The organism is Actinomadura napierensis (genome assembly GCF_039529375.1).
Classification (GTDB): domain Bacteria; phylum Actinomycetota; class Actinomycetes; order Streptosporangiales; family Streptosporangiaceae; genus Spirillospora; species Spirillospora napierensis.
On the sequence record NZ_BAAAMR010000065.1, the window covers coordinates 1 to 17,540 of the forward strand.

The following is a 17,540-nucleotide window of genomic DNA, read 5'->3' on the forward strand; positions in this document are numbered from 1 at the left end:
GTGAGCGGCGGGTGCTGGCGGCGGCGGATGCCATGGCCGCCGCGGCGTTCGCCGCCGAGTTCCTGCCGCCGAACGTGCGCCGCGCGCTGGCCGCCGAGGCGCCGCGCCGCCGGGGGAGCCTCAAGGACGTCGAGCACGTGGTGATCCTCATGCAGGAGAACCGCAGCTTCGACCACTACTTCGGCACGCTCCCCGGGGTCGCCGGCTTCTCCGACCCGAACGCGATCACGCTGAGCACCGGGCGGTCGGTGTTCTACCAGCCCGACGACGTCAACGAGGCCGGCTACGTGCTGCCCTTCCACCTCGACACCACCAGGAGCAGCGCGCAGGCCATCCCGTCCACCAGCCACGCGTGGAGCGTCCAGCACGCGGCCTGGAACAACGGGAGGATGGACGGCTGGCTGCCCGCGCACCGCGCCGCCGACGGGGACAACGCCCCGTATGTCATGGGCTACTACACGCGCGAGGACATCCCGTTCCACTACGCGCTGGCCGAGCAGTTCACCGTCTGCGACCGCTACCACTGCTCCGTCCTCGGCCCGACGTGGCCGAACCGGCTGTACCTGATGAGCGCGACCATCGACCCGGACGGCGACGACGGCGGCCCGATCACCGGCAACGTCGACCCGGAGCCCTACACCTGGGACACCTACCCGGAGGCGCTGACCGACGCGGGTGTGAGCTGGAAGGTGTACCAGGAGGCCGACAACTACGGCTGCAACATCCTGGAGCCGTTCGCCGCCTACCAGGACGCGCCGGCGGGCTCCCCGCTCTACAGGAACGGGATGCGGACGTACTCGGCGGGCCAGTTCGAGTACGACGCGGCGCACGACCGGCTGCCGACGGTGTCGTGGATCATCCCGACCAGCTACCAGTCCGAGCACCCCGACTACACCCCGGCGGCGGGCGCCGACTACGTCGCGTCCAAGATCGACGCGATCGCGTCCAACCCGGACGTGTGGGCCAAGACCGTCTTCATCCTGAACTACGACGAGAACGACGGGCTGTTCGACCACGTCCCGCCGCCGGTCCCGCCGCCCGGCACCGACGGCGAGTTCGTCGACGGCGTGCCGATCGGCGCCGGGTTCCGGGTGCCGTGCGTCATCGTGTCGCCGTGGACGCGCGGCGGCTGGATCGCGAGCGAGCCGTTCGACCACACCTCCCCGCTGCGCTTCCTGGAACGGGTCACCGGCGTGGAGATCCCGAACATCAGCGACTGGCGCCGCGCCGCCTTCGGCGACCTGACCTCGGCGTTCGACTTCGGCCCCTCCGGCGGGCAGGGCGCGTTCCCGAAACTGCCCGGCACCAAAGGGCCCCTCGCCGACGCGGTCACCGGCGTCACGTCCCTCCCCGCGCCCGCGCTGCCCGGCGCCGAGCAGACCCCGCCCGTCCAGGAGCACGGCCCGCGGCCGCGGCCGCGGCGCTGAACCGCACCGACAGCGACAGGAGACCGAGATGGTGCGAGGACTGCGAGGACTGAGCCTGACCGCCGCCGGAACCGCCGCCGGGGCCGCGCTGATCGCGCTGCCCGTCGCGGCGTCCGCGCTGGCCGGGCCGGACCCGGGCACCGGCCCGTCCGACGAGCAGGGCGTCCAGCCGGGCGCGCCGTCCTGGGCGCCGTTCGTCCCGCCGGCGCCGCAGCCGGTGTCCCCGCCCGCGGTGCCCGCGCGGCCGTCGGTCCCGCAGGTGCCGCCCGCGCCGTCGCCGTGGGGGCGCAGCCAGCTGAAGGAGAGCGGCTATACCGCGTACGTCGCGCTGGCCGGGAGCGGCCGGGTCGCCCGGGTGGACGTCGCGACCCACACCGTCACCTCGACCGCCATCCGCGCCGACACCGCCGAAGGCGTCGCCGTCACCCCGGACGCCCGGAAGGTGTACGTCGCCGTCACCGGCCAGTACCAGGTGATGGCGGTGGACGCGGCCACGCTGCGGACCACCCCGATCGTGGTCGGCGCCTTCCCGCAGGACGTCGCCGTCTCACCGGACGGGTCGCAGGCTTACGCGGCCGTCACCGGTGGCGACACCGGTGACGGCGGGTCCAGCACGGTCGCGGTCATCGACACCGGCACCGACACCGTGACCCGCCGCATCGACGTCGGCGCGGCGCCGCGCCGGCTGGCGTTCGCGCCCGACGGCGAGCACGCCTACGTGACGACGGCGCGCGGCCTCGTCGTCATCGACACCGCGAAGGGGACGGCCACCGGCACGGTCCCCGGCATCCCGGACGCGCAGGGCGTCGCCGTCGGCCCGGACGGCTCCCGCGTGTACGCGACGCAGCCGGACGCGAACCTGCTGTACGTGGTGGACGCCGCGCATCGCACGGTCACGCGCAAGGTGAAGGCGGGCGCCGAACCGTGGGCCGTCGCCGCCACCCCCGACGGCCGGAAGGTCTACGTCGCCGACATGAACTCCGACTCGGTCGGCGTCTACGACGCCACGGGCCGCAAGCACCTCGGGGACGTGCCGGTGGGCCGGCTGCCCGCTTCCGTCGAAGCCGCGCCGGACGGCTCGGAGGTCTGGGCGGGCAACAACATGACCGGCACCGTCTCGGTGATCGACACCGGCGACGACAGGGTCACCACGACGATCCGCGGCGGTTCGCGGAGCGAGACCCTCGGCGCGAGCCCCCTCGACATCGCCTTCGTCCGCAACCCGTGACGAACACGCGTTCATTTGCGGCGAGTCGTCGTCTGGAGCGCTCCCATAACGACGACTCGCCGCAACTCGACGGCGGGGCTAGGCGCCGATGGCGGCGCGCTTGCGGGCGATGTGGACGGCGTGCCGCAGGCTCTCCAGGTCGTAGGCGCCCTGGTGGCGGCGGCCGTTGACGAAGAACGTGGGGGTGCCGGACACGCCGCTGAGGTCGGCGGAGTCGACGTCCTCGGCGACCCGGCCGGCTCCGGCGCCGCGGCGCAGGTCGTCGCGGAACCGGGCCACGTCCAGCCCGAGGTCGCCGGCGTACCGGACGAGGTCCTTGGGCTGCAGCGCGTCCTGGTGGGCGAACAGCAGGTCGTGCATCTCCCAGAACGCGCCCTGCGCGGCGGCGGCCTCGGCGGCCTGCGCCGCGAGCTGCGCCTGCGGGTGGACGTCGTTGAGCGGCAGGTGCCGCCACACGTACCGGACGTCGCCCTGCCCGGCCAGCAGCTCGCGGATCACCGGCTCGGCCTGCCCGCAGTACGGGCACTCGAAGTCGCCGTACTCGACCACGGTGACCGGCGCACGGTCCGGGCCGCGGACGTGGTCGCGCGCCGGGTCGACCGGCGCGGCCAGGTCGATCACGCTCTGCGCGGTGCCGAGCAGCGCGACCACCCGCGGCCGGGCCGGCAGCAGCGCCGTCACGCGGACCACCAGCCAGGTCACCACGGACGCCAGCAGCGCCGCCGACAGGATGCCGACCTTGGCCTCGGCGAGCCGGTCGCCGGTGAACGCCAGCGTCGCGATCAGCAGGGCGGCGGTGAAGCCGATCCCGGCGATGGCGCCGCCGCCCCCGACCGCCGCCCAGCCGACCGGCGGCTTCAGCCGGCCCCGGCTCACCGCCGACACCAGCCACGACAGCCCGAGGATGCCGATCGGCTTGCCGACCACGTAGCCGGCCACGATGCCCAGCGTCACCGGCGAGGTGAACGCGTGCCGCAGGAACCCGGCGCTGATCGGGATCCCCGCGTTGGCGAGCGCGAACAGCGGGACGATCACGTAGCTCGTCCACGGGTGGTACAGCTGCTGGAGCCGCTCGTTCGGGGAGATCGCGGCGGCGACACCGGTCCGCGCCGACCGGGCCAGCTCCGGGGTCGGCTGCTCGCGGAACAGCCGGAAGACCTCGCTGGCGCGCTCCAGATCGGTGCGCGCGGCCGGGTACGCGTACGTCAGCAGCCCCATGGCCAGCCCGACGACGACCGGTTCGACGCCCGAGGCGTTCAGCGCCAGCCAGGCGCCGACGCCGAGGACCGCGTAGACCGGGAGATGGGCGACGCCCGCCGCGCGGACCGCCAACGTGACGGCCAGCACGCCGACGGCGGTCAGCAGCGGGCCCACCCTGACGTCCTCGCTGTACACGGTCGCGATCACCAGCAGCGCGACCAGGTCGTCGACCACGGTGACGGTGAGCAGGTAGGCGTGCAGCCGGCCGGGGAACCGCTTGCCGACGAGGGTGAGGACCCCGAGCGCGAACGCGGTGTCGGTCGACATCGCGGTGCCCCACCCGTGCAGGGACGGCCCGCCCGCGTTCACCGCCAGGTAGATCGCCACCGGGACCACCATGCCGCCGATCCCGGCGGCGAGCGGCAGCGCGAGCCGGCGGCGCTCGCGCAGCTCGCCCATGTCGAACTCGCGGCGCGCCTCCAGCCCGACGACGAAGAAGAACAGCGTCATCAGCCCGCTGTTGATCCACTCCCGCAGGTCCATCGCCAGGGCGTGGCGGCCGGCGCGCAGCGACGCCTCCGTCCCCCAGAACGCGTCGTAGGACGAGCCGGAGGCGTTCGCCCACACCAGCGCCCCGATCGTCGCGGCCAGCAGGACGACCGCGCCGCCGGTCTCGGTGCGCATGAACTCCCGCAGCGGCGTCTGCAGGTTGCGGGCCCACGCCGTCCGGTCCGACAGCGGTCCGGCGGGCGGTCCCTCGCGGTTCTCCGTCATCGCAGCATCGTCACCCGATCATCCGGCGGCACTGCGGGCCGCGGTCGGTCGACCGGCCCCGACCAGCGCATACCCCATGATCGCAGACCCGGAACCGGCGCCGCCCGGCGCGCCGCGGCGCGGGTCAGCCGATGTGCGGGCGGTCCAGCCGGGCCCACGCCGCGTCCCACATCTCCTCCCGGCCGCGGTCGCAGCGCCGCCGGACCATCAGGTAGACCGCCAGCGGCGGCAGCGCGGCGGCGCCGGCGGCGCCCGCACCGGCGAAGACCGCGCCCGCCACGGTGTCCGCGCGGTCCTGCGGGCGCGGGGTCTTCTCGCCGCGGTCGTCCACCCAGATCCGCCGCGCCGTCCCCGGCGTGGTCTTCCTCCCCGCGGGGACCACGGCCGTGTGCGCCTGGCCGTCGGGAGTGGTCCAGGCGAGCCGGGCGTAGGAGTACCGCTGCTCGCCGCTCTGCTCCTCGATGCCCGTGACCCGGGCGGTGATCCGGTGGTGCGCGGCCGACTCCGCGTGCTCGGCGTGCACCCCGGCCCCGTAGGACAGCGACGCCGCGCTCGCGCAGGCGGGTGGCGCCGCGATCGCGAAAGCGGCGGCGGCCCCCATCCCGACGGCCCGCTGCCGGCGGTCGACGTCCCGGCGCAGCGGGTTGCCGTCGAACCCGAACCGGCGGCGCAGCCGCCGCAGGGCCGCCGCGACGCGGCGCGGACGAACGCTGGTCATGGCTCCCTCCCGATGGGACCCATGATCTCAGCCCGGTCCGCCGCGGGCTCCGCCGGGCTCCGGGGTGCGCACGGAGACGCGGGTGACGCCGGCCACGGTGCGGGCCAGCACGTCGGCGACGCGCTGCGCCGCCTCGTCGGCCGGCCCGGTCAGCACCACCACCCCGTCGCTCACCGACACCTCCCAGGCGTGCCCGCCGGGACCGTACTCGGTGATCGCGGCCAGCACGTCGTCCCTGATCCGCGCGTCGCCGCGGGCCAGCAGCGCGATCAGGTCGCGGCGGCTGACGATGCCGACGAGCACGGCCCCGTCCAGCACCGGGACGCTCTTGTGTCGCGTCCGCATCATCGTCTCGGCGAGCGCGGCGACGTCGGTGCCCGGGCGGGCGGTCTCCACCTCCCGCGTCATGACCTCCTCCACGGACCGCGGGGGCGGCCCGGCGGAGGTGGCGAGGGGTCGCGAGAACGCCCGCGGGTCGGCCTCGAACGCGCCGCGCAGCAGGTCCATCTCGCTGACGATCCCCGCCAGCCGACCGTTCTCGTCCAGGACGGGCAGCGCCGTGATCTCGTGCTCGTGCAGGACGCGGGCGGCCTGGCGGACCGTGGCCGTCCGCGGGATCGTCACGACCGGTGAGGTCATCGCCTCTCGGACCAGCATGGCGTCCTCCCCTTCGACGTGTCGTCCTGTCTACATCTCCCGCACCGGACCGCGCATGCGCCGCACGGGCTACCGCGCCGCGGGCGCCGGCCGCCGGTAGATGGTGATGGTGTGGCCGACCTCGTCGATCGGCTCGCTCGTCCTGATGAGGGCGAGTATGCGGGGATCGGCCTTGGCGATCCAGCTGTCCGACACCGCGAGGATGCCGCGGACCCGGTCCGGCGGGACGGCGAGCGGGTCGGAGGCGGCGATCCCGTAGCTCGACGGGACGCCGCTGCCCTTGTAGGCCAGCCAGACCGGCTCCCCGGCGTACCGGTCGCGCAGGCGGCCGGCGAGGCGGCCGAGGTCCTGCCCCCAGTCGGCGTTGGAGTCGTGCAGCCGCAGGTGGGTCTTGGACGGCCCGCCGAACGCCTCGTTCGAGTACGGCAGGTAGTACGGGAACGTCCGGACCGAGCTGACCGCGACGAACAGGACCAGCCCGGCCGCCGCCACGGGCGTCCACCGCCACCGGACCGCGACCGCGCAGCCCGCCGCGACCGCCAGCAGGATCGGGACGAAGATGGCATACCGGACGCCGAGGTCGCGGGATCCGGCCATCGCGGCGGCCAGCAGCACCGCCGCGGGCACGAGCACGTACGGCGCCGCCGGACGAAGCCGCCGCACCGACACCATGGCCGCCGCGCCTGCGAGCCAGAGCGCCAGCATCCCCAGCGGCGTCTTCACCAGGAGCGCGGCCGGCAGGTAGTACCAGAGCGACCCCTGGTACTGGTGGCCGAACAGGAAGCCGGTCCACGTCGCGTCCTCGAACCCGAACTGGATGCGCAGCCCGTCCCGGTACGGGCGCGGGAAGGGCAGCGCGTCCGCGGCGAGCCCGCGGAGCCCGCCGATGGACGGGACGCCTGGCGGGGTCGTCCACCGCAGCCGCGGATCGACGGCGAGGTAGCTCGCCCACACCACCGCGACCGCGATCACCGCGACCCCGGCCGCCGCGGTGGCACCGCGCAGGATCGCCTTCCGGACCGACTTGTCCTCGCCCCGGCGGTACGCGGACCACGCCGGGACGGCCGCGAGCGCCAGCAGCACCGGAACGGCCGCGAGGGTGCTCATCTTGGTGGCGAGCGCCGCGCCCAGCGCCGCCCCCGCGAGCGGCAGGTACGGCCACAGCCGGTTCCGCGCCCGCCACAGCAGCCACACCGACGTCAGGACGAACCCGGCCGCCGGCACGTCCAGCGTGGCCAGCGATCCGTGCGCGATGACGTCGGGCGAGAACGCGTACAGGCCCAGCGCCGTCAGCCCGCCGGCCGCGCCGGCCAGGTCGCGCGCGAAGGCGAAGACGACCAGCCCGAACAGCAGCGTCAGCACGATCATGGGCAGCCTGGCCGCGAGCATCACCCGGTCAGGGGCGTTGCCCGACTCGTACAGCAGGTGCCGCCCGATCGCCTCCTGCGGCCCGGTGTAGGACCGGTCCAGGCGGACGCCTGCCAGCTCCGGCCCGACCCCGATGACCAGCTTGCCGAGCGGCGGGTGCTCCGGGTTGTCGCGCAGGTCGTGCTCCCGCAGGTACACCAGCGACGCGCCGGCGTACACCGGCTCGTCGATGGTCGGCGTCTGCCGCACCGCCGTCGTGACCATCGCCGCCGCCATCGCGGCGAGCAGCGCGACCACGGCGAGCGCCACCGCCAGCGACCTCATCACCCCAAGGTCCCACCATCGGGGGCCCGAGGTCACCTGTGCGACGCCGCCGGCGCGGAAGAGGCGGAGGGCGTCGAGCCGAAGGCGGTCAGGAAGCGGTCGCGGAACGTGCTCATCGGCCAGACGGGCGAGGTCCGCGCCGGCCGCAGGCCGTCCTGCCAGCCCCAGCCGGAGATCCGGTCCAGCACGGCCGGATCGCGGGCCACGATGGTGACCGGGACGTCCCGGCTCGCGTGCTGCCCGGCGATCGTCGGCGCGGGCTGGTGGTCGCCGAGGAAGACCAGCACCGTGTTCTTCGTCCCGTAGGTCAGCATGTAGGACACCAGCGTGTTCAGCGTGTACTCGATGGACTTGCGGTACTCCCCGCGGATCCGGCCGGACGACGGCCAGGCCGCGTTCTCGCCCTTGCCCATCCCCGCGAACACCGACCCGTCGCCCACCGTCCTCCAGTCGACCAGGCTCGGGATGGACGCCCACGGCGCGTGGCTGGACACCAGCGCCAGCTCCGCCATCACCGGCGCCCGCTTCGGCGCGCTCAGCTCGTCGCGCTGCAGCGTGTTCAGCGTGTACTGGTCCGGCATGGTCGCGTAACTGAACCGGGGGCCCTTGTAGCCGAGGTTCCGGTCGTCGTAGACCTTGTTATAGCCGTAGAACGACGCCTCCGGCCACGACCGGGTGATCGCGGGCTGGACGGTGAGCGTCCGCCAGCCCGCCTCGCCGAACGCCCGGGTGAGCGTGAAGCGGCTGCTCGACGTCAGCGTCCGGTACCGCTGCTGGTTGTCGATCCACAGCCCGGACAGCAGCGTCGAGTGCGCCAGCCAGCTCCCGCCGCCCGCGGTCGAGGAGGTGAGGTAGCCGCTGCGGGCGCCGAACCCGGCCGCCTTGAGCCGCCGGCTGCCCGCGTCCAGCACCGCGTCCACCTGCGGCGCGTACTCCGGGTGCTCGACCGCCGAGCGTCCGTAGCTCTCCACGAACGCCAGCACGACGTCCTTGCCGCGCAGGCCGGTCAGCATCTGGCTCGGGGGCGTGTGCTGGAAGGCGTCGACGGCGGCCTGCTTGGCGAACACCTTGCGGTCGTTGAGGCTCGACCCGACCTGCCGCGCGTGGTCGTAGGCGAGTTCCGCGGCGCTTCCCGACGCCAGCGGGACGCCGGGGACGACCTGCACGCCCAGCGCGCCGCACGCGACCCACGCCGTCCCGAGGACCGCGACCGTCCTGCCCGTCGCGGTGCGATGCCGGGCGGCCAGCCGGGTCAGCCGCAGCACCGACAGCGCCATCAGCACCGGCACCGCGATCACCAGGAGCACGATGAGCGCGGTCAGGCCGATCGCGGCCGGCCGTCCGACGGAGGTGTCGACGAACTCGAACCCGGGCCGCAGGAAGCTCCAGTCGAACACCGGGTTGAACGGGCGGACCAGGACGGCGTCGAAGCCGATGTCCATCACCTTGAAGATGACCACCACACCGAGGAGGGCGCCGAGCGGTGCCGCGACCCACCGCCGGGCCCGCTCCGGCAGCACGAGGACCAGCGCCACGGTGAGGAGCGCCTCGACCGGGATCCGGACGAACTGCCCGGGCGTCAGCCGGTCGAACCGGTCCGGTGCGTCCAGGGCGAACAGCACCAGCAGGCAGGCCAGCGTGGTCGCCGTCCATGCCGCGACGCGCCGCAGCCGGCCCCGCGCGGGCGGGTCGCCGGGTTCCCGCCCGGCCTCGTCCTCGCGGTCCGCGCTCGCCGAACGGAACGCATGAAACACCGACATCTCGGTTCTCCCCAGCCTGGCCCGTGACTGCACGTGGCCGTCCGAAGCCCGGCTTCGATCCCGGGCGCGGCGGCCACATCCGGTTGTACGGCCCGGGGCCTGGATCGGTTCAGGTCGGAGAGCGGCGCCGGGGACGCGCCGGCGCGTGCGAAGGCCGCCCCGGGTGCGTCCCCGAGGCGGCCTCTCCAGGTCCGGCCGGCGCGGCCGCGCCGGCCGTGATCAGTACTTGATCAGGCCGCGGATGTTCTTGCCGTCCCGCATGTCCTGGTAGCCCTGGTTGACCTCGTCCAGGCTGTAGGTGTTGGTGATCAGCTCGTCCAGCTTGAGCTTGCCCTCCTCGTAGAGGCGCAGGAGGCGCGTGACGTCGCGGCGCGGGTTGGCGTTGCCGAAGATGCAGCCGACCAGCTCCTTGCGCTGCATGGCGAGGTCGAACAGGTTGAGCTTGACGTCCTCCTGCATGACCGGCGCGACCGCCGTGACGACGCCGCGGCCGCCCTTGGTGACCATGCCCATCATCGGGCCGATGAGGTCGCCGGTGGCGGTCCCCACGGTCAGGATGACCTTGTCGGCGTTGGCGCCCCAGGTCATCTCGGCGACCATCGCCTGCGCCTCCTCGATGGAGGCGGCGCCGTGGGTGGCGCCGAAGACGGAGACGGCCTTCTCCCGCTTCCACTCGACCGGGTCGACCGCGATGACGTGCCGGGCGCCGGCCATCGCCGCGCCCTGCACCGCGTTCATCCCGATGCCGCCGATCCCGATCACCACGACGGTGTCGCCGGCCTGCACGCCTGCGGCGTTGACCGCCGAGCCCCAGCCGGTGGTGACGCCGCAGCCGACCAGCGCGGCCTTGTCGAGGGGGATCCAGTCGTCGATCTTGATGACGGACGACTCGTTCACCACCGTGTACGGCTCGAACGTCCCCGTGCAGCACATGGTGCCGAGGTCCTCGCCGTTCTTGGAGTGGTGCCGCGACGTCATGTCGCTGATCTGCCGGCCCGACAGCAGGAAGGCGCCGAGGTCGCAGATGTGCTGGCGGCCCTGCGCGCAGGAGGGGCAGCGGCCGCACGCCGGGATGAACGACAGGACGACGTGGTCGCCCTCCTTCACCGAGGTGACCCCGGCGCCGACCTCCACGATCTCGCCGGCGCCCTCGTGCCCGCCGATGACCGGGAACTGCTTCCAGCCCATCAGGTCGGCGATCTCCTTGTCGATCACCATGTCGCCGGTGACCATGTGCTCGTCGGAGTGGCACAGGCCGGAGGCCGCGAGCTTGACCTTGACCTCACCGGCCTTGGGGTCGTCGAGTTCGATGTCCTCGACGCTCCACTCGGTGTTCTTGTCCCACAGGATCGCCGCTCGAGTCTGCACAGGGCCCCCTCGCTGGTTCGGGCTGAAGATTCGTCAAAAATAGACGTTTTCCACCCCGCCTGTCGACATCCGAATCGGATTATGTTTCATGTTCCGGACGGGGTTCCGGTCGCGCCGCTGGACAGGCGTCCAGGTCCGCGCTTTCTTAGAACCTTCTGAGATCACCGTCCTACCGTCTGCGGCGTTCGATCGGCGAGTCGACGGAGGCGGCACGGTGGACGGAATCCGGGACTACCTCGTTATCGGCGCGGGTCCGGCGGGCCTGCAGCTCGGTCATCTGCTGCGGCGCGCGGGCCGTGACCACACCATCCTGGAGAGCGGGCCCGGCCCGGGGACCTTCTACCGGACGTTCCCCCGGCACCGCAGGATGATCTCCATCAACAAGCCGCACACCGGCTGGGACGATCCCGAGCTGAACCTGCGGATGGACTGGAACTCGATGCTCAGCGACGTTCCGGACCTGGTGCTGTCGAAGTACACCGACGCCTACTTCCCGCACGCCGACGACTACGTCCGCTACCTGGCGGACTACGCGACGACGCTGAAGCTGGACGTCCGCTACGACACCCGGGTCGTCAACGTCGCCAAGGACGGGCACTTCAAGGTGACCGACCAGCACGGTGACGTGCACCAGGCCAGGCGCGTCATCGTCGCGACCGGGTTCGGGAAGCAGAACGTCCCCGCGATCCCGGGGATCGAGGGCGTCGAGCATTACTCCGACGTCTCGGTCGATCCCGACGACTTCACCGACCAGCGGGTCCTCATCCTGGGCAAGGGCAACTCGGCGTTCGAGACCGCGGACGCGCTGGTCGAGCGGGCCGCCGTCATCCACGTCATCGGTCCGAGCGAGGTCAGGTTCGCGTGGCGGACGCACTTCATCGGCCACCTGCGCGCGGTGAACAACAACTTCCTGGACACCTACCAGCTCAAGACGCAGAACATGGTCCTGGACGGCCGCGTCGAGCGCATCGACCGCGCCGGCGGCGCCTACCGGGCGCGGATCGCCTACGCCCGGCGCGACAAGGTCGTGACGCTGGAGTACGACCGGGTCATCAACTGCACCGGCTTCCGCATGGACGCCTCGATCTTCGACGAGACGTGCCGGCCGCGGCTCGTGATCAACGACCGGTTTCCGGCGCTCACCACGCAGTGGGAGTCGGTCGACGTGCCGGACCTGTTCTTCGCCGGGACGATCACGCAGTCCCGCGACTTCAAGAAGTTCACCAGCGCGTTCCTGCACGGGTTCCGCTACGGCGTCCGCGCGCTGCACCGGATGCTGGAGCGCAGGTACGAAGGCGTGGACTGGCCCGAGCGCGAGATCCCGGCCGAGCCCGGCGCCATCGCCGGCGCCGTGCTGGACCGGATCAACCGGACCTCGGCGCTGTGGCAGCAGTACGGCTTCCTCTGCGACGTCGTCGCGGTCGGCGACGGCCGCGCCCGCTATCTGGAGGAGCTGCCGCTCGACCACGTCGCCGCGCACATGGAGGGCGAGGACGAGCGCGCCTGGTTCACCGTCAGCCTGGAGTACGGCGCCGGGCACGCCGACATCGACCCGTTCGACATCGAGGCGGGGCGCGCCTGGGAGGCGGACCCGTCCAAGGAGGACCGCTACCTGCACCCGGTGATCCGCTACTACCGGGACGGGGAGCTCGCAGGCAGGCTGCTTCTGCCCGAGGACATCTGCAACGACTGGTCGGGCGAGAAGGAGTTCCGCGAGCCGCTCCGCGCCTTCGCCGCGTCCGCGCTGACCCCGGCGGGGGCCTGACGTGGGCGCTCCGGTGAACGTCCGCGAGTTCGAAGACCTCGCGCGCGAACGGCTCGATCCGGTCCACTACGACTACTTCGCGTCCGGCGCGCAGGACGAGGTGACCGTGCGCGCCAACGAGGCCGCGTTCGCCCGCCTCGCCCTTCTCCCGCGCGTGCTGCGCGGCGCCGGAACGCCGCGGCTCGGCGTCACCGTCCTCGGCGACGAGGCGTCGATGCCCGTCATGCTCGCGCCCACCGCGTTCCACCGGCTCGCCCATCCGGACGCCGAGCGGGCGACCGCGCGGGCCGCCGCGAAGGCCGGCGTCATCATGATCGCGGCGATGCTCTCCACGGTCGCGATCGAGGAGGTGGCGGCCGAGGCGCGCAAGGCGGCGCCCGACCCGGCGCTGTGGTTCCAGCTCTACCCGCAGCCGGACCCGGCCTTCACCGAGGCGGTCGTCCGGCGCGCGGAGGCGGCCGGGTGCCGCGCGCTGGTGGTGACCGCCGACTCGCCCGCCCTCGGCCGCAACGAGCGCGGCGACCGCAACGGCTTCCACGACCTGCCGCCCGGCGTGCGCTGCGAGAACCTGCGCGAGCCCGGCGACCCGGCGCGGACCGGCCACGTCCGGCAGGTCGTGCTGTCGCCGGGGATCTCCTGGGACGACCTCGACCGGCTGCGCGGCGTCACGGACCTGCCGATCGTGGTCAAGGGCGTACTGCGTCCCGACGACGCGCGGCTGGCCGTCGAGCGGGGCGCGGACGCGGTCATCGTGTCCAACCACGGCGGCCGGCAACTGGACACGGTGCCCGCCTCGATCACCCGGCTCGCGCCGGTGGCGGAGGCCGTCGCCGGACGGGTCCCGGTGCTGCTCGACGGGGGCGTGCGGCGCGGGACCGACGTGATCAAAGCGCTCGCGCTGGGCGCGGACGCGGTCGCGATCGGCCGCCCGGCGCTGTGGGGCCTGGCCGCCGGCGGCGAGGACGGGGTGACGGAGGTCCTCGGGCTGCTGCGGCGGGAGCTGGAGAACGCGCTCGTGCTCTGCGGCTGCGCCGCCCCGCAGGAGACGGGCCCCGACCTCGTCCAGGAGGGGGCATGTTGATCGCGACGGTCGCCGTGGCGGCGATCGCCGTTCTCGCGAGCCTGCCGTACTGGCTGCCCCGCACGGTGGTCGCCCTGCGGGTGCGCATCTTCGCGCGGGTCAACGGGGAGGAGGGCGTCCCGATCCCGGGCGACCTGGTCGGCGCCGACCGGTTCCGGGAGGTCTACTCCCATCCGGCGGCGGACGGGCGCAGCGAGGGCGCGCCGCTGTCGGACCTGTTCTGGTACTGGCTGGCGCCGGGCCCGCACGTCCATCAGGAGCATCTCGAACCGGGGGAGCGCTACGACGAGGTCGCCCGCGCCACCCGCCGGATCCTGGCCCGGCCGAAGGGCGAGACGGCGGCGCTCGCGGAGCGCTGCGCCGCCCGCGTGCTGGACGGGACCGGGCCCGGGCTCGTCCGCCTCCGCGACCTGATGATGCCGATCTGGGCGGAGTTCTCCTACGAGTTGGTCTTCGGCGAGCGGTGCCCGGCGCACGCCCGCGCTCTGATCGTCGCGAACGCCGACGACGTCATCACCGCCCTGAAGTGCTGCGGGCTGCGGCACATGGACCGCCGCGGCCGGCTGACCGACTACCTCCGGGACCGTCTCGGCGACGTCCGGTTCCCGCTGCCGGAGCGGCTGTCGAAGGACGAGCAGGTCTTCTACCTGCAAGGGGCGTTCTTCAACACGGCGGTGGTGCAGATGTCGGAGGCGATGGCGCACCTGCTGATGGCGATCGCCCAGCATCCGGACGTGCAGCGCCGCCTCGCGGACGATCCCGCCGACGACGCCTACCTGGACCGCGTCATCGAGGAGAGCATGCGCCGCTATCCGCTGTTCGGCATCGCGCACCGCATCACCTCGGCCGACATACCCGTTGACGAGCGGACCACGCTGCCCGCAGGGTCCGTGCTCTGCTTCAACTACCCCGAGTTCCACGGCACCGGGTTCGAGGACGCCGACCGCTTCGACCCCGGCCGGTGGGAACGCGTGCCGGCGCGCGGCGCGAACCACATCCCGTTCGGCGTCACCGCGAACCGGCCCTGCCCGGCCCGGGGCGTCGCGCCCGCCGCCATGCGGGCGGTGACGCGGGAGACGCTCCGCCGCTTCGCGCTGTCGTCGTCCGCCGCGCACACCCGCTCCCTCCCGAACCGGGGGCCGTGCCTGCTCGCCCCGCGCGGCGCCCCGGCGCCGGCCCTCCGCGCGGGGGCCCGGCTGGCGCTGCTGCGGCTGCGCGACCGGTGGGAGGACGTGTGGCGCAGCCTCGTCCAGCTCGTCTACGGCACGTACATGGTGCTGGACGCCCGGCGGCAGCGCCTCGCCGCCGCCCACTTCGAGAACCTGCGGACCGCGGGAGAGAAAGGCTGATCGGGTTGGACGACGAACTGCTCGCCGAAGCGCGGCTGCGCCGCCCGAACGGCGCTCCGCACGACCGTTTCCTCGCCTCCTACCGCGCCCGGATGGGCTATCGCGGGCAGGCGCTCGTCCCGCCGGCCGTGTTCGGTGTCGAGAACGCGGTCGACATCCACTGCCACGCCCACGAAGGGCAGCAGGACGCCCTGGCGATCGCGAAGCTGGCGTCGGCCAGCGGGATGAAGGGGCTGCTGTTCAAGAGCGTCGTGGGCATGAACCGGCCCGAGGCGCCCGGCCCCGCCGAGGTGGTCCGGGCGGTCCGGCGCGACCTCGAACGGTGGTGCGAGGACACCGGCGTCGAGCCGGTGCGGCTCTGGTCCGGGTGGATCGCCACCGACACCCGCGGCATGCCGCTGCCGGAGGCGGCCCGCCGCGCGATCGAGGACGGCGCGTCCGCCGTGTGGATGCCGGTCTTCCGCAGCGCCAACACGCTGCACAAGGTCGGCGGGCTGCCCGTTTGGTGGGGCGAGGACTCCCGCCAGTGGAGCGACCCGCTGCCGTGGCCGGACGCCCTGCGCGCAGGCGCGTACACGCTCGACGAGCAGGGCTCGCTGAAGCCGGAGTACAAGGAGGTGTTCCGCATCGCCGCCGACCACGACGTCATGGTCTCGTTCGCGCACGCCACGCACGAGGAGATCTACGCGATGGCGGACGAGGTCCGGAGCCTCGGCATCACCAAGGCGGTGATCGACCATCCGTTCAGCCCGTTCATCGACCTGTCCCTCGACCAGATGCGCGAGCTGGCGTCGGCGGGGATCACCATGAACTTCACCTACGACGAGATCTCCCCGCTGCTCGGCGTCGACCCGGCGCGGATGTGCGCGGCGATCCAGGCACTCGGCACCCGGCACGTGACGCTGTCCAGCGACGCCGGCGAACCGCTGTTCCCCAACACCGTCGAGGCCCTCCGCCTGCTGCGCGCCCACATGTGCGCGTTCGGGCTGAGCGAGGAGCAGGTGCACGAGATCAGTTCCGTCAACCCGTCCCGGCTGCTGAAGGCGGACGCATGACCGAGATGCTCATCGGCGGCGAGCCCGTCGGTTCCGGCCGGACGATCGGAGTCGTGAACCCGGCGACGGGGGAGGAGTTCGCCCGCGCGCCCGACTGCGACGAGACCGCCCTCGACGCGGCGGTGCTGGCCGCGGGCGAGGCGTGGCCGGGCTGGCGCGCCGACGCCGCTGCGCGCCGCGAACGGCTGGCCGCCGCGGCCGCCGCGCTGCGCGAGGCGGCGGGCGAGCTGGCGCCCGTCCTGACCGCCGAGCAGGGCAAGCCGCTGCGGGAGGCCGAGGCGGAGGTGGCGCGGGCCGCCGCCCGCTTCCAGCACCTCGCGGAGCTGGAGATCGCCCCGGACGTGATGGAGGGCGCCGACGGCGAGCGCGTCCACGTGCATTGGCGCCCGGTCGGTCCGGTTGCCGCGATCGCGCCGTGGAACTTCCCGCTGCAACTGGGCGCGGCGAAGGTGGCGCCCGCGCTGGCGGCCGGATGCACCGTCGTGCTGAAACCGTCGCCGTATACGCCGCTGGCGACGCTCGCGATGGGACGCGTCCTGGCGGACGTGCTCCCGCCCGGCGTGCTCAACGTCGTCTCGGGCGCCGACCCGCTGGGGGAGCGGCTGGCCGCCCACCCCGGCATCCGGAAGATCAACTTCACCGGGTCGGTCGCGACCGGGAAGCACGTGGCCGCCGCGGCGGCGCCCGACCTCAAGCGCCTCACGCTGGAACTCGGCGGCAACGACGCGGCGATCGTCCTCGACGACGCCGACGTGGACGCCGTCGCCGACGCGCTGTTCTGGAGCGCCTTCGCCAACTGCGGCCAGATCTGCATGGCGGTGAAACGCGTCTACGCCCCCGCCGCCCTCCACGACGATCTGGCCGAGGCGCTCGCGGAACGCGCCGCGAAGGCCGTCGTCGGCGACGGCATGGACCCGGCCACGCAGATCGGCCCCATCGCCAACCGCCCGCAGTACGAGCGCGTGTCGGGCCTCGTCGCCGAGGCGCTGGCTGGCGGCGCCCGCGCCGCCGCCGGTGGCGGCCCCCTCGACGGCCCCGGTTTCTTCTTCGCCCCGACCGTGCTGGCCGGCGCCGAAGCCGGCATGCGGATCGTCGAGGAGGAGCAGTTCGGCCCTGCGCTCCCTCTCGTCCCCTATCGCGACGTCGAGGAGGCGGTCGCCCTCGCCAACGCGACCCCGTACGGCCTGTGCGGCTCGGTCTGGGGCACCGACGCCGGCCGCGCCGCCGAGATCGCCGGACGGCTGGAGTGCGGAACCGCCTGGGTGAACGGGCACATGCGGATGTCCCTGGCCGAACCGTTCGGCGGCACCAAGCACAGCGGGCTCGGCGTCTCCGGCGGACCGTGGGGCGTCCGGGCGCACTGCGAACCGTTCGTCCTCCACGTCCCCGCGCCTTGACACGTTCCATGCGGCGACGGCGTCGAGCGGGCACCTGCCGTCAAGATCAAGCCCGTGGAATCCTGGAGG

13 protein-coding genes are annotated in these 17,540 nt (G+C 73.4%); 7 read left to right on the top strand and 6 right to left on the bottom strand.

From position 1 onward, the window contains the following. A partial coding sequence (locus ABD296_RS30690; protein WP_344274951.1) for an alkaline phosphatase family protein occupies window positions 1–1,427 on the top strand: 1,427 nt, incomplete at its 5' end. 28 nt (window positions 1,428–1,455) lie between these two features. Next, complete coding sequence (locus ABD296_RS30695) at window positions 1,456–2,655, top strand: YncE family protein (RefSeq protein WP_344274955.1); 1,200 nt, start codon at window positions 1,456–1,458, stop codon at window positions 2,653–2,655. Between the two features lie 78 nt (window positions 2,656–2,733). Here the strand turns inward: ABD296_RS30695 and nhaA are convergent, their stop codons facing one another. From nhaA to ABD296_RS30725, 6 genes are all read right to left on the bottom strand, one after another. Continuing rightward, a complete protein-coding gene (gene nhaA, locus ABD296_RS30700; protein ID WP_344274958.1) occupies window positions 2,734–4,629 on the bottom strand; it encodes a Na+/H+ antiporter NhaA in 1,896 nt (631 codons plus the stop codon). 124 nt (window positions 4,630–4,753) lie between these two features. Further along, window positions 4,754–5,347: an Rv1733c family protein gene (locus ABD296_RS30705; RefSeq protein WP_344274960.1), complete on the bottom strand. Its 594-nt coding sequence runs from the start codon at window positions 5,345–5,347 to the stop codon at window positions 4,754–4,756. Between the two features lie 27 nt (window positions 5,348–5,374). After that, complete coding sequence (locus ABD296_RS30710) at window positions 5,375–6,004, bottom strand: CBS domain-containing protein (RefSeq protein WP_344274963.1); 630 nt, start codon at window positions 6,002–6,004, stop codon at window positions 5,375–5,377. Between the two features lie 69 nt (window positions 6,005–6,073). Then, the gene (locus ABD296_RS30715; RefSeq protein WP_344274966.1) at window positions 6,074–7,696 is read right to left on the bottom strand and encodes an ArnT family glycosyltransferase; all 1,623 of its coding nucleotides are present in this window, start codon (window positions 7,694–7,696) and stop codon (window positions 6,074–6,076) included. 32 nt (window positions 7,697–7,728) lie between these two features. After that, entirely contained in the window at window positions 7,729–9,456 is a 1,728-nt protein-coding gene (locus ABD296_RS30720) for an alkaline phosphatase family protein (RefSeq protein WP_344274969.1), read from the bottom strand. A 219-nt stretch (window positions 9,457–9,675) separates the two neighbouring features. Next, entirely contained in the window at window positions 9,676–10,824 is a 1,149-nt protein-coding gene (locus ABD296_RS30725) for an NDMA-dependent alcohol dehydrogenase (protein ID WP_344274971.1), read from the bottom strand. A 214-nt stretch (window positions 10,825–11,038) separates the two neighbouring features. Between ABD296_RS30725 and ABD296_RS30730 the strand changes: the two genes are divergently transcribed. Genes ABD296_RS30730 through ABD296_RS30750 form a run of 5 tightly spaced genes read left to right on the top strand, consistent with a single transcriptional unit; the run spans window position 11,039 to window position 17,471 of the window. Further along, a complete protein-coding gene (locus ABD296_RS30730) occupies window positions 11,039–12,589 on the top strand; it encodes an NAD(P)-binding domain-containing protein (RefSeq protein WP_344274974.1) in 1,551 nt (516 codons plus the stop codon). Between the two features lies 1 nt (window position 12,590). After that, a complete protein-coding gene (locus ABD296_RS30735) occupies window positions 12,591–13,670 on the top strand; it encodes an alpha-hydroxy acid oxidase (RefSeq protein ID WP_344274977.1) in 1,080 nt (359 codons plus the stop codon). Next, window positions 13,664–15,019 carry a cytochrome P450 gene (locus tag ABD296_RS30740; protein ID WP_344274980.1) on the top strand — a complete coding sequence of 452 codons (1,356 nt, stop codon included), beginning with the start codon at window positions 13,664–13,666 and terminating at the stop codon, window positions 15,017–15,019. The genes ABD296_RS30735 and ABD296_RS30740 overlap by 7 nt, the downstream gene beginning before the upstream one ends. A gap of 5 nt (window positions 15,020–15,024) precedes the next feature. Then, window positions 15,025–16,074, top strand: a complete 1,050-nt coding sequence (locus tag ABD296_RS30745; protein WP_344274985.1) for a DUF6282 family protein — start codon at window positions 15,025–15,027, stop codon at window positions 16,072–16,074. Beyond that, entirely contained in the window at window positions 16,071–17,471 is a 1,401-nt protein-coding gene (locus ABD296_RS30750; protein WP_344274987.1) for an aldehyde dehydrogenase family protein, read from the top strand. The genes ABD296_RS30745 and ABD296_RS30750 overlap by 4 nt, the downstream gene beginning before the upstream one ends. Window positions 17,472–17,540 lie beyond the last annotated feature (69 nt).

Bases quoted from the DNA above. Each gene is read 5' to 3' on its own strand.
- nhaA (WP_344274958.1), bottom strand. From the start codon at position 4,629: ATGACGGAGAACCGCGAGGGACCGCCCGCCGGACCGCTGTCGGACCGG.
- ABD296_RS30750 (WP_344274987.1), top strand. From the start codon at position 16,071: ATGACCGAGATGCTCATCGGCGGCGAGCCCGTCGGTTCCGGCCGGACG.
- ABD296_RS30720 (WP_344274969.1), bottom strand. From the start codon at position 9,456: ATGTCGGTGTTTCATGCGTTCCGTTCGGCGAGCGCGGACCGCGAGGAC.
- ABD296_RS30740 (WP_344274980.1), top strand. From the start codon at position 13,664: ATGTTGATCGCGACGGTCGCCGTGGCGGCGATCGCCGTTCTCGCGAGC.
- ABD296_RS30710 (WP_344274963.1), bottom strand. From the start codon at position 6,004: ATGCTGGTCCGAGAGGCGATGACCTCACCGGTCGTGACGATCCCGCGG.
- ABD296_RS30705 (WP_344274960.1), bottom strand. From the start codon at position 5,347: ATGACCAGCGTTCGTCCGCGCCGCGTCGCGGCGGCCCTGCGGCGGCTG.
- ABD296_RS30715 (WP_344274966.1), bottom strand. From the start codon at position 7,696: ATGAGGTCGCTGGCGGTGGCGCTCGCCGTGGTCGCGCTGCTCGCCGCG.
- ABD296_RS30695 (WP_344274955.1), top strand. From the start codon at position 1,456: ATGGTGCGAGGACTGCGAGGACTGAGCCTGACCGCCGCCGGAACCGCC.